General features: G+C 63.6%; 13 protein-coding genes. 7 read left to right on the top strand and 6 right to left on the bottom strand.

Annotation, left to right across the window (positions count from 1 at the left end):
* Positions 1-341 (top strand): hypothetical protein (locus A2J03_RS03760; RefSeq protein ID WP_156520187.1); only part of this gene is annotated, 341 nt, incomplete at its 5' end.
* A 57-nt stretch (positions 342-398) separates the two neighbouring features.
* Here A2J03_RS03760 and A2J03_RS03765 read toward each other — a convergent pair.
* From A2J03_RS03765 to A2J03_RS03780, 4 genes are all read right to left on the bottom strand, one after another.
* The gene (locus A2J03_RS03765; RefSeq protein WP_068369865.1) at positions 399-1,319 is read right to left on the bottom strand and encodes a pseudouridine synthase; all 921 of its coding nucleotides are present in this window, start codon (positions 1,317-1,319) and stop codon (positions 399-401) included.
* Positions 1,276-2,118, bottom strand: coding sequence for an oxygen-dependent tRNA uridine(34) hydroxylase TrhO (trhO, locus tag A2J03_RS03770; protein WP_068369867.1), 843 nt, complete (start codon positions 2,116-2,118; stop codon positions 1,276-1,278). The genes A2J03_RS03765 and trhO overlap by 44 nt, the downstream gene beginning before the upstream one ends.
* A 32-nt stretch (positions 2,119-2,150) precedes the next feature.
* The gene (locus tag A2J03_RS03775) at positions 2,151-3,824 is read right to left on the bottom strand and encodes an alkaline phosphatase D family protein (RefSeq protein WP_068369870.1); all 1,674 of its coding nucleotides are present in this window, start codon (positions 3,822-3,824) and stop codon (positions 2,151-2,153) included.
* Positions 3,825-3,900: 76 nt separating this feature from the next.
* Positions 3,901-4,803 (bottom strand): ParA family protein, encoded by a 903-nt coding sequence (locus A2J03_RS03780; RefSeq protein WP_068369873.1) that lies wholly within the window; start codon positions 4,801-4,803, stop codon positions 3,901-3,903.
* Between the two features lie 94 nt (positions 4,804-4,897).
* On the opposite strand from A2J03_RS03780, the gene A2J03_RS03785 reads away from it, so the two are divergent.
* Positions 4,898-6,376: a cryptochrome/photolyase family protein gene (locus A2J03_RS03785; RefSeq protein ID WP_068369876.1), complete on the top strand. Its 1,479-nt coding sequence runs from the start codon at positions 4,898-4,900 to the stop codon at positions 6,374-6,376.
* Positions 6,377-6,383: 7 nt separating this feature from the next.
* Here A2J03_RS03785 and A2J03_RS03790 read toward each other — a convergent pair whose 3' ends face one another.
* Entirely contained in the window at positions 6,384-7,412 is a 1,029-nt protein-coding gene (locus tag A2J03_RS03790) for an iron-siderophore ABC transporter substrate-binding protein (protein WP_068369879.1), read from the bottom strand.
* Between the two features lie 125 nt (positions 7,413-7,537).
* Between A2J03_RS03790 and A2J03_RS03795 the strand changes: the two genes are divergently transcribed.
* A complete protein-coding gene (locus A2J03_RS03795) occupies positions 7,538-8,362 on the top strand; it encodes an SDR family NAD(P)-dependent oxidoreductase (protein WP_068369894.1) in 825 nt (274 codons plus the stop codon).
* On the top strand, positions 8,359-8,853 hold the full coding sequence (locus A2J03_RS03800) for an SRPBCC family protein (protein ID WP_068369882.1): 495 nt from the start codon (positions 8,359-8,361) through the stop codon (positions 8,851-8,853). Before A2J03_RS03795 ends, A2J03_RS03800 begins: the two co-directional genes overlap by 4 nt.
* 31 nt (positions 8,854-8,884) lie before the next feature.
* On the opposite strand, the gene A2J03_RS03805 is transcribed toward A2J03_RS03800, so the two are convergent.
* Positions 8,885-9,391, bottom strand: coding sequence for a mycothiol transferase (locus A2J03_RS03805; RefSeq protein WP_068369885.1), 507 nt, complete (start codon positions 9,389-9,391; stop codon positions 8,885-8,887).
* Between the two features lie 164 nt (positions 9,392-9,555).
* Between A2J03_RS03805 and A2J03_RS03810 the strand changes: the two genes are divergently transcribed.
* The 3 genes from A2J03_RS03810 to A2J03_RS03820 form a co-directional block, all read left to right on the top strand.
* Positions 9,556-10,572 (top strand): NADPH:quinone reductase, encoded by a 1,017-nt coding sequence (locus tag A2J03_RS03810; RefSeq protein ID WP_068369888.1) that lies wholly within the window; start codon positions 9,556-9,558, stop codon positions 10,570-10,572.
* A 125-nt stretch (positions 10,573-10,697) separates the two neighbouring features.
* Positions 10,698-11,315: a class I SAM-dependent methyltransferase gene (locus A2J03_RS03815; protein WP_068369897.1), complete on the top strand. Its 618-nt coding sequence runs from the start codon at positions 10,698-10,700 to the stop codon at positions 11,313-11,315.
* Between the two features lie 18 nt (positions 11,316-11,333).
* Positions 11,334-11,667: VanZ family protein (locus tag A2J03_RS03820; RefSeq protein WP_068369891.1), on the top strand; the 334-nt coding region annotated here is incomplete at its 3' end.

The raw sequence follows: 11,667 nt of genomic DNA on the forward strand, positions 1-11,667 counted from the left end.
CCTTCGCCTCCGTCCTCGGCGGCGCACCCGCCGCCGCCGTCGTCTTCACCCGCGACGTCAACGCCCGCACCGCCGCCGACCCCGAAGTCAAAAAACTCGAAACCACACTCGCAACAGCAACAACCGACGCCGAACGCACACACCTCCGCGTCCAACTCGCAACCAAGAAAGCAGACGTCCGCAACGCCAAACTCGGCGAAGTCGCAGCCGAATTCGAAGCAATCCACAACATCCAACGCGCACAAACCGTCGGATCCGTCCACCACATCGTCCCCGCCGCCGAACTACGACCACAACTCATCGCCGCCATCGAACGAGGAATGGCCCGCGCAGGGGCATAAGCAGTAGAGCCCACAGCACCCCCGGTCACCCAGTGACCGGGGGTGCTGTCGTTTCGGCTACATGCGAAGGGTGCGGCGGCTCTCGAAGCGTCGCCGAGCACCGGTGATGGGGTCCTCGAACTCGACCGCCCTCGCCAGCAATTGCAGAGGATTGTCGAAGTCGTCAGCAGCAGTGCGGGTGTACACCGGATAGTACGGATCACCCAAGATCGGAATGCCCAACGACGACAGATGAATTCGCAACTGATGCGTGCGGCCGGAGAGCGGGAACAGTCGATAGCGAGCCGACTCGGCTACCTGTTCGATCAGTTCGATCCGAGTTTCACTGTTCGGCTCGCCCGGTTCTTCTCGCGCAACCATCACTCCGTGGTCCTTTTCGATCCGGCTGCGTACCACGCGTGGAAAGTCCAACGCTGGGTCGAAGCCGGCCACCGCCTCGTATTCCTTGAGAACCGAACGGGTGGAGAACAATTCCTGGTACGGCCGTCGCAAGTCCTTGGTGCGAGTGAAGATCAGCACGCCCGCGGTCGCGCGGTCGAGGCGGTGCGCCGGCGTCAACTCCGGGCAGTCCAGCAGACGGCGCAGCCTGACCGTCGCGGTTTCGGTGACGTGCATGCCCCGAGGGATGGTCGCAAGGAAGTGCGGCTTGTCCACGACGACGATGCCTCCGTCGTCGTAGAGAATTTCGAGTTCGAACGGCACCGGTATCTCGGACACGGGCTCGCGATAGAAGTACACGAATCGGCCCGGCGCGTACGTGCTCCCGTCGTTCCACCGTCGACCTTTCTCGTCGACCACCTCGCCCGCGGCCATGGCTTCGGTCCACTGATCGTCGGGGTATTCGCGGGCCAAGAACTCGAGAACGGTCGCGGCCGACTCACCGTGCGGCAGACGAATCCGCAGCGGAGCCAACCCATTCCGATATGGAAGTGGGTCAGGCACAGTCCACGCACACGAGACGGAGGCCGCGGCCTGCATCGCCGTCGAAGTCTTGATAGCGCGACGTCGGATTCGCGCACACGGTGCATCGACCGATCACCGAAGCGTGGTCGGAGAAGTCGATCTTCATACGCTTGTCGAAGACATACAGCGAGCCCTCCCACAGGGCGTCGTCGCCGTAGGTTTCGCCGTACCGAACGATGCCGCCGTCGAGTTGATAGACCTCCTCGAAGCCTCGGGCGCGCATCAGTGAGGACAGAACCTCGCAGCGGACTCCACCGGTGCAGTACGTGACGACCGGGCTGTTCTTCAGGTGGTCGTACTGTCCCGAATCCAGCTGCGCGACGAACTCGCGGGTGGTCTCGACGTCGGGGACGACTGCGTTCTTGAACCTGCCGATCTGTGCCTCGAAAGCATTGCGACCGTCGAAGAACACCACGTCGTCGCCGCGCTCGTCGACGAGCTCGTGCACCTGTTGCGGGCTGAGGTGTACTCCCCCGCCGACCACGCCGGCGTCGTCGACCTTCAGTTCCTCCCGCGCCCCGAACGTGACGATCTCGGAGCGAACTTTGACGCTGAGCCGCGGGAAGTCGTCACCGAGACCTTCGGACCATTTGATGTCGGCATCTTTGAACGGGGCGTAGCTGCGGGTGCCTCGCACATACTTCTTGACGTCGTCGAGATCCCCGCCGACCGTGGCATTGATCCCGTGTTCGGAGATCAGGATGCGTCCGGTCAGGTTGTTCGACGCAGCAAGTGTGTGCTGCCAGAGTCGGATGGCCTCCGGGTCCGGAAGGGGGGTGAAGACGTAGAACAGCACGATTTTCGGTACAGCCATAGTGCCAAGTATGCCGTGAGTGCGAAGCGTGTCTAAGTGCGTACGGGCAGCGGAGCGGCATCCACCCTCGCGACGCCGTCGGGAACCGCGAATCCGGCGCCCCAGTACACCCCGGTGAGCGGGTCTTCCTTCGCGTCGAGGAACCAGTGGTCCATCTGAACACCCGACGGTGTCACGTCGAACACACCGAACCCGTGGCTGTCGAGGTCGACGTAGCGGATGTGCTTGTTCAGTGTGGTCAGCGCGGCTTCCGCTACCCGTCCGAGTGTGTGCGGCGGGGTCTTGGTCAGATCGTCGACGTTGGCCGAGGACACCGATGTCACCACGAGCTCGGTCGCGACGCCTCCGGTCTCGAAGTAACGCGCGGCATCGAGCGGAATGTCGCATGCCCATGCCGAGTGGATGTCACCGGTGACGAACACCGTGTTGCGTACATCGTTCTCGGCGATCGCGCCGAGAAGCTTCCGGCGGTCGGCTGTGTACCCGTCCCATGGATCCGCGTTGTACGGCAACCCGCCCTCAGGAATGCCGAGCAGAGCAGTCAGCGCACGCGACGCCTCGCTCTCGAGGGGCGGCAGCAACACCGGGGTGATCATCACCGGGTTTCCGACGATCTTCCACCTGGTCGGCGACGACACCAGGCCGTCGGTCAACCACTGCATCTGATCCGCGCCGGTGATCGTGCGGTTCGGAGAATCGACGTCGGCGCCTTGGGTCGGAAGAACCTGCTGCGAACGATAGGTCCGCAAGTCCAACATGGACAGCTCGAGGAGATTGCCGAACCGCAACCGGCGGTAGAGGTGCCGATTCTGCGGTGTGCCTGCTGCACGGACGGGCATCCACTCGTAGTACGCCTGCACCGAGTTGGCCTTGCGGACTGCCCAGGGTCCCTCGGTCTCGGGTTGGTGATTCTGGGCGCCGCCGTCGTAGGCGTCGTTGGCGCTTTCGTGGTCGTCCCACGTGCAGATCCACGGAACCGACAGGTGCGCCGCCTTCAGATCGGGGTCGCTCTTGTACTGCCCGTGCCGAATTCGATAGTCGGCGAGGCTGACGATCTCGTGTACCGGGTCGTGCTGCCGGACGACTCCGTTCTTGCCCGCGAAACCCCCGGTCTCGTACTCGTAGATGTAGTCGCCCAGATGAATGATCGCGTCGAGATCGCTCCGAGTCGACAAATGGCGGTAGGCACCGAAATAGCCGGACTCCCAGTTCGAACACGACACGACACCGAATCTGATGCGCTCGACGTCGGCGTCGTTCGCCGGGGCAGTCCTGGTAGATCCGACTGCGGACTGAATACCTGCAGCCGGCCCGTCGAGTACCTCGAAGCAGTAGTAGTAGGTCGTTGCGGAGACGAGACCGTCGACGTCGATCTTCACCGTATGGTCGGCACCGGAATCGGTCGTCGTCGTCCCGCTGCGAACGAGGGCGGTCAGCTCGGGATCGGTGGCCACCCGCCACCGCACCGTCGTCGCCGGTCCGTTCCCGGAGCCCGGGGTCGCGTCCGGAGTCGGCGTGACCCGCGTCCAGAGAATCACCGCATCGGGGGTCGGATCACCGGACGCTATGCCGTGCTGAAACGGCACGAACTCCTCGCCCTGAGCGTGCGCGACAGCCGGCACCGCAGACGCGGCTCCCGCAGCAGCGATCGCAACCGTCGACGTCCGAAGGAACCCACGTCTGGACACACCCTGTCTCACAACCACCGATCCAGTCCATGCGAACTTCGGCGCGCGGTCAAGTCGGGCTGGCCAACGGGGTCGAGAATTCACTTTCCGACCGTCAGAGGTACACGCCGACGCCGGCGATGATGTGCTCGGTCATGTTTCTCAGAGCGTCGAACTGGCCGTGGTTGCCATACTTCTGCCGAAGTGTGCCGAAGTCGAAAAAATCGGCGGACTGCGCTATCTGATTGGATTCCGGGATCCAATGCGGGATCACGGTCGGCGGACGGGGCCTCGCTTCCCGTTCGCTTGCGGGCAGCGACTCGTACTCGAACACTGCACTCTGCAGACGCTCGATGGTGGCTCGGTGCAACGTCGAACTCGACCTGTACTTCGTGATGATCACACCGAGCGGCGTCAACTCGTGCCCGGTTCGGTCGGTGAATCGCTGCACGCGTCGTTGCAGTTGCGGGATGCCGTACGTGGAGAGAACGTCGGGAATTGCGGGCACGACGTAGGCGTCGGACATCATCAGGCCGTTGGCGGTGACGATCCCGAGGTTGGGTGCGCAGTCGAGCAGGATGAAGTCGTACGAGGACTGCAGCCCGGCCAGAGCGGCCCGCAGCACCAACAGTGGTTCCAAGGACGCCGGCACCTCGTACTGCCAAGCGTTCATCTCCTCCTGGGTTTCCATCAGATCGAGCGAGGAGGCGATGAGGTCGACGCCTCGTACCGACTCCAGCGGGGACGCACCGTGCTGGATGGCCTTCTCGACGTCGAACTCCGGCAAACCCGCATCGAGTGCACTCGCGAACAACGAGTTCACCGTCGAGCCCTCGTCGTTGACGGCTTGCCAACGCTGCTCGCCGATCATCATCGTCGTCAGGTTGGTCTGCGGATCGAGGTCGACGAGCAGCACTCGATAGCCGAATTCAGCCGACATGAACTCGGCCAGCGCCGCCGTCGTCGTCGATTTCCCGACGCCACCCTTGAGGTTGATCGTCGCGATGACAGTCGCCATGGCAGAGACCCTTTCTGCATGTTGTGTGTCGCGGCCTAGTTCAGCACAGAGCCGACGGGTTTGCTGATGTAAGGATCCGAGCACACTCGTGGGTATGAACTCCCCGCTATGGCTGTTCGGTGACCAGCTCGGCCCGCATTTCCACTCGACGCCGGAGCATCAGGACCGGGACGTGCTGCTCGTCGAGAGCTCGCGGGTTCTTCGTCGGAAAAGCTTCCACCGACAGAAACTGCACCTCGTGCTCTCCGGTATGCGTCATCTTGCGGACGAGTTGGGTGAGCGCGCAACGTACCTTCGGACCGAGACGTACCGGGAGGCACTCGAGGAGTTCGGGCGCCCGGTGGTGGTATTCGAACCGACATCGCACTCGGCCGAGAAGTTCGTAGCGAGACTGTTGGACGAGGGTCTCGTCGAAGATGTCCTGCCGACGCCGATGTTCGCGCTGAGCCGCGCGGATTTCGCCGAATGGGCTGGCAATCGCCACCAGTTTCGAATGGAGAACTTCTATCGTGACCAGCGCCGCCGGTTCGACATCTTGATGTCGGGCGACGACCCCGTCGACGGCAAGTGGAACCTCGACGAGGAAAATCGGGAACCTCCCCCGAAGAAACAGGTGACACTCGGCGTCGATCCGCCGTGGTGGCCGACCGAGGATGCGATCGACGAACAAGTCAGGGCCGACCTCGATTCGATGGAACTGGCGACGGTGGGCTCCGATGGCCCTCGCCTGTTCGCAGTCACCGCGGACGAGGCCCGACAAGCGCTGGACCACTTCGTCTCCTACCGTCTGCAGGACTTCGGCAAGTACGAGGACGCGGTCATGACCGAGGACTGGACGATGGCACATTCGCTGCTGTCAGTGCCGCTGAACCTCGGCCTGCTCGAACCCGTGCATGTCGCCGAGTCGGCAGAGAAAGCGTGGCGCGACGGCGACGCCTCACTTGCCTCGGTGGAGGGCTTCGTCCGGCAGGTGCTGGGTTGGCGTGAGTACGTGTGGCATCTGTACTGGCACTTCGGTCCCGAATACCTGGACCGCAACGAACTGAATGCACATGTCCCACTGCCGAAGTGGTTCACCGATCTCGACGGCGACGAACCTATCGCAGCATGCCTCGCGCACACACTCGGTGAAGTGCGGGACCGCGGATGGGTACACCACATTCCGCGTCTGATGATCCTTGGCAACTTTGCGCTGCAACGGGGCTACGACCCGAAGGCTCTGACCGAGTGGTTCGCGACCGCGTTCGTCGACGGGTTCGCCTGGGTCATGCCGGTCAATGTCATCGGGATGAGCCAGCACGCCGACGGTGGGCTGATCGCCACCAAGCCGTACGCGTCGGGCGGCGCCTACCTGAATCGAATGACCGATCATTGCGGCGGATGCGAGTACAACCCGAAGAAGCGCCTGGGCCGTGACGCATGCCCGTTCACCGCTGGATACTGGTCGTTCGTCCATCGCCATCGAGATCGCCTGGCGCACAATCACCGCACTGCACGACAGGTGTCGTCGATGAACCGATTGTCCGATCTCGAGCAGGTGCTCGAACAGGAAGCACAGCGCGAGAAGTTCTGACGATCCCTCAACCAGCCAGCTTCCCGACCGCCTCGTCGATCATCGGTACGTATCGCTCGAGCGCCCACGGAACGGTCAGCGGGTTGATGATCGAGGAACCGGTGACGAAAGGCTGATCGGTCGGAGCGACGACCGACCCACGCGAGATCGCCGGTATCTGGTTGTAGGCCGGCTGCGCCTCGGTCTCGCGTCGGTTCTGCTCGTCCGAGTAGAAGGTGAAGAGCAGATCGGAGTTGTTCAGTAGGTTCGCGTTCTCGAGACCGATCACCGACGAGTCCGTTCCTTCGGTTTCGTCGAGCGTGTACACGACGGGATCGACCGTGAGCCCGAGAGCACGAACCATCGCCACGCGCTGTTCGTCGGCGAGGAACACCCCGAGCGTGCCCGGTCCGGTGTTGTAGATGTACGAGAACGTGACATCCCGATATTCCGGGTGAGCGGCGGTGGCGTCGGCGAACCGGCTCTTGATCTCGGCGATCTCGTCGGACGCTTTCTCCGCCTCCCCCATGGCTTTACCGATGACGGAGATCTGGTCTTCCCACGTGATGGTCCACGGCTGTTCCTCGTAAGCGACCACGGGTGCGAAGCCGTTCAAGGCGTCGAACTGCTGCTGGGTGATGCCCGACCAGGGCGCAAGAATGAGGTCGGGGTCCAGGGCGAGGATCGCTTCGACGTTCAGCTCGGTACCACCGGTGAACTGCTCGGGTAGCTCTGCGCCCGCGGCGGTGACGGCGTCGTTCACCCATGGCAGGTAGCCCGAATCGTCACTGCCCCAGGGATACTCCTCCATGCCGACCGGGACGGTTCCGAGTGCGATGGCCGTTTCCGCAGAACCCATCCCGAGGGTCACGATGCGCTCGGGCTTGGAGGTGATGACAGCCTCACCGAGTGCCGAATCGATCGTCACAGGCTCGAAGTCGGATGCGGCGGTGTCGGATGCGGCGGTGTCGGTCGACGAACTGCATCCGCCGATCACCAGGACTGCTGCCAGCACACCGGACAATGCCGCTGTGCGTCGACGGGAAGCGCGATGCATCGAGAGCCTTTCCTAGACGAAATTAGAATAAGACTAGGCTTACCTTATCTAAAATTCCAATGTCGAAACTCGGCGGGGCGCCGGCAGAGGCTCTACCCACACTCATCATGGGTACGGTGGAACCCATGAGTCTTCCCAGCCCAGCCCCCGATCGCACCGCAGTGGTGACCGGCGCGTCGTCGGGGATCGGCGAGGCGATCGCACGCGAACTCGCAGCCCGGGGCCACGGCGTGACGCTCGTCGCACGACGGGCCGACAAGTTGACGGCTCTGGCCGAGGAACTTGCCGCTCGCGGAGTGCGCGCCGAAGTTCTGCCCGCCGACTTGTCGGTCAGGGCGGATCGAGCGAACCTGCGCTCTCGCATCGAGGCCCTTGGACTGACGCCGGACATCCTCGTCAACAATGCCGGACTGTCGACGCTTGGACCTGTCGCGGAATCGGATCCGGACGCCGAACTGAACATGATCGAGGTGGACGTCGCGTCGGTCGCAGACCTGTGCAGCAGATTCCTGCCGGGGATCACCGCGCGCGGACGCGGTGCCGTGCTCAATGTCGCCTCCACCGCAGCGTTCCAACCGCTGCCGGGCCAGGCAGGCTACGGGGCATGCAAAGCGTTCGTGTTGTCGTACACACAAAGCCTCGTCGGCGAGCTGAAAGGCTCGGGCGTAACCGCGACTGCACTGTGCCCGGGCCCCGTGAACACCGGCTTCGGTGAAGCCGCCGGGTTCGCAAAGGACGACGCCGAAGCCGCACTCCCGAAGGTCATGTGGGTCACCGCAGAGGTGGTCGCGAAGACCGCTGTCGACGGCATGGCCAAGGGACAGATGGTCGCGATCCCCGGTTTGGCCAATCGCATCGGGTCGATCTTCGCCGCAGTGACTCCGCGAACCCTGTTGGTGCCCATACTTGCTCGTAGCCACCCCGGACTGCAAAAGGAATCTCGTCGATGAGCCGCGAATTCACTGTCTCCGACAGCGTCGTCGTCAACGCTGACGCCTCGGAGTTGTACGACGCCATCAGCGATCCGACCAAGATGGGCTCGTGGAGTCCGGAAAACTTGGGCGCGGTCGTGCTGGAGCCTCGTGACAGCGCGTACGTCGGAATGACGTTCGACGGCCGAAACAAACGAGGCCGGGCGCAGTGGATCACCAGATCGACTGTCACGGTGGCAGATCCGGGCAAGGCCTTCGAATTTCGAGTGCATGCCATCGGCGTGAAGACTCCGAGGATCAAGGCCGCCAACGCGACGTGGCGGTACGACTTCGAGTCGATACCCGGCGGCACCAAAGTGACCGAGACGTGGACCGACGATCGCCGAAAGTGGCCGGATGCACTGGCTTTCGTGTTCGACAAGATCGTCACGTCCGGCAAGACATTCCCGCAGTTCCAGCGCCGCAACATCGCGAAAACGCTCGCGAACCTGCAGAAGCACTACGCCTGATCTCGTCGACCGAGCGTCTGGAACCCTCGGTCTAGGATCGCTCGAAGAGCCCGCGGACGTAGGCAGCCTGACCTGCGTGCTGAAGGTCGTCGGACACGACGGACACCAACCGCACCCCCAGGGTCACCGGCGGATCCCAATTGTCGTCGACGATTCTGTCGAGGTCGGCAGCACTCAGAGATTCGACGTAGGCAACGGTTTTCGCGTGAACCGCAGCGTGATACTCGCGCAACAGATCCGCCCCGGTCGTGACAGCCGAGACATCCTCGGCGCTCTGGCCGTACCCGATGGCGTCGTCGTCGAACGGCAACCCGAACCGGCTGTTCCACCCGTCCGCCGTCCACACCTGCTCGCTCCCCGCAGCGCCGGCGACGTGGTCGTCCTGCACTCTCGTGAGGTGCCAGATCAACCAGGCGATCGTGTTCGCGTCCGCGTCGGGGCGGTAGGTGAGCGCAGGTTCGGGAATGTCGTCGAGGGTGTCGTGGACGACGCCCTTGATTCGCTCGAATGCGTCGACCAGTACTTCGGCATGGTTCACGGGTGTCCTTTCGTCGGGCGCTGTGGTGCGGCTCCGCGCCGTGCGCTGGTGCGGCTCCGCCGCAGTGGCATGGTTAAGTGCGTTCCAGTGCACTCAACCACGCCACTGGGGCCGGAGACCCCCGCCCCGGAATTTTCATCACCTCGGGCCCTGTTGAACTCACCATGAAGGCAATCACGTATTCCCGCAACGGCGACTCATCCGTATTGAACTTCGTGGATCGCCACGTTCCCGAACCGGGTCGGGGCGAGGTACGCGTCAAGGTCGCGGTCTCGGGCGTCAACCCGACCGACTGGAAGAACCGGACCGGGGCAACCGGCCAGATCGCATTCGATGAAGTGACCCCGAATCAGGACGGCGCCGGGGTCGTCGACGCCGCAGGGGCAGGCGTGGAAGGACTCGCAATCGGCGACAGGGTGTGGCTCTACCTTTCCCAGCACCAACGCCCCACCGGAACCGCACAGGAGTACACCGTCGTACCCGCCGAGCACGTCGTACGCCTACCCGAGGGCGTCAGTTTCGACGTCGGCGCATCCCTCGGTGTACCCGCGATGACGGCACACCGCGCGCTGACGGTCTCCGAAGACGGGCCGACACGGCTGCATCCAGGAGCACTCGAAGACAAGACGGTGCTCGTGGCCGGTGGCGCGGGAGCCGTCGGGCATGCGGCGATTCAGCTTGCGCGGTGGGCCGGAGCGACCGTCGTCACAACCGTGAGCGGGCCGGAGAAGGGTGCGCTCGCTGCTGCGGCGGGCGCCCATCACGTCGTGAACTACAAGACCGGAGATGCGGCAGCCGAAATCCGCGCAATCGCTCCGGAAGGCGTCGACCTGGTCGTCGAGGTTGCCCCCGCGCAGAACGCAGAACTGAATTCCGCAGTGGCTTCGACCCGCGCTTCGATCGCCATCTACGCCAACAACGGCGGCGACACCATTACCCTCGATGTCCGACCGAACATGATTCTCAACCTCCGATACCAGTTCATCCTGCTCTACACCGTCGGAGACGCAGCGTTGAAAGCTGCAGCGCACGATGTCAACAACGCCGCAGCTGCGGGTGCGCTCGACGTCGGCGAGGATGCCGGACTGCCGCTTCGACGATTCCCGTTGGCCGACACCGCTGCTGCCCACGATGCCGTGGAGAACGGGTTCGTCGGCAAGGTTCTCATCGACGTGCACTAAAACCTAGTGGTGCGGTTAAGTGCATCGGGGTGCACTCAACCGCGCCACTGCGGCGGAGCCGCGCCAAACTTGCCGAATCGGCAAACAATGTTGCGATTCCGGTCCAGAGCCTGCATCCTGGTGCCATGCACACACACGACGAGCAGCCCGTATTCGACCAGCCGTTCTGGGACAACCTCTACACCGAGCAGGCACAGCGTTGGAGTGGCAACGCCAACCCCGTTCTGATCGCCGAGGCCTCCAAGCTCGCACCCGGAACCGCATTGGACATCGGCAGCGGAGAGGGTGGAGATGCCCGCTGGCTCGCCGACCACGGCTGGACCACCACCGGCGCCGACATCTCCGAGGTCGCGATCGAGCGAGCCCGCGCCCACCAAGGCGAACGCACCATTGAGTGGCTGCACCGCGATCTGCTCGAGTGGGAGCCCGAGAAGCAATACGACCTGGTCACCGCGCACTTCTTCCAGCTGCCTCCGCATCAGCTCGGTCCCGCGTTCACCCGGTTCGGCAACGCTGTGTCCCCCGGTGGACACCTGCTGATCGTCGGACACAGCCCGCACGACGCGATTGCGTCACAGCACAAACACGGCGACATGCTGTTCGACGTCGACACGATCACCGAGTTGTTCGATGCCTCCGAGTGGACCACTGTCGTCGCCGAGGACCGCGTTCGTCCCGGTGTGGATCCCGACGGATCCCCCGCCGAGCGTGCGGACACGGTGGTCCTGCTACGTCGAAAGTAGCTTTCTACACTGGGGCCGATGCCGCTCCCGTTGAAGTTCTACCTTCCCCTCGCCATCTCGATGGTCGCCGCCTTGATCATCTTGTTCACCCCGGCGTCGGGAGTTCCCATCGGATTCGAGCACAGCGACAAGATCATTCACTTCGCTCTGTTCGCAGCACTCGCCTACTCGTCACGGGTCGCAGCGATCTCCGCGGCCCGGACGGCTGTGTGGACGATTGCCTTTGCCGGGCTGTCCGAGCTGCTTCAAGCGATTCTGCCTCTCGGCCGCAGCGGCTCCGTTTCGGACGCACTGTTCGACGTCCTCGGAGTCGCTGTGGGCCTGGCGGTTGCCGTCGTATTCGCCCCTACAC

Source organism: Rhodococcus sp. EPR-157 (assembly GCF_001647195.1).
GTDB lineage: Bacteria > Actinomycetota > Actinomycetes > Mycobacteriales > Mycobacteriaceae > Rhodococcoides.

Bases quoted from the DNA above. Each gene is read 5' to 3' on its own strand.
- A2J03_RS03765 (WP_068369865.1), bottom strand. From the start codon at position 1,319: ATGCAGGCCGCGGCCTCCGTCTCGTGTGCGTGGACTGTGCCTGACCCA.
- trhO (WP_068369867.1), bottom strand. From the start codon at position 2,118: ATGGCTGTACCGAAAATCGTGCTGTTCTACGTCTTCACCCCCCTTCCG.
- A2J03_RS03780 (WP_068369873.1), bottom strand. From the start codon at position 4,803: ATGGCGACTGTCATCGCGACGATCAACCTCAAGGGTGGCGTCGGGAAA.
- A2J03_RS03785 (WP_068369876.1), top strand. From the start codon at position 4,898: ATGAACTCCCCGCTATGGCTGTTCGGTGACCAGCTCGGCCCGCATTTC.
- A2J03_RS03790 (WP_068369879.1), bottom strand. From the start codon at position 7,412: ATGCATCGCGCTTCCCGTCGACGCACAGCGGCATTGTCCGGTGTGCTG.
- A2J03_RS03795 (WP_068369894.1), top strand. From the start codon at position 7,538: ATGAGTCTTCCCAGCCCAGCCCCCGATCGCACCGCAGTGGTGACCGGC.
- A2J03_RS03800 (WP_068369882.1), top strand. From the start codon at position 8,359: ATGAGCCGCGAATTCACTGTCTCCGACAGCGTCGTCGTCAACGCTGAC.
- A2J03_RS03810 (WP_068369888.1), top strand. From the start codon at position 9,556: ATGAAGGCAATCACGTATTCCCGCAACGGCGACTCATCCGTATTGAAC.
- A2J03_RS03815 (WP_068369897.1), top strand. From the start codon at position 10,698: ATGCACACACACGACGAGCAGCCCGTATTCGACCAGCCGTTCTGGGAC.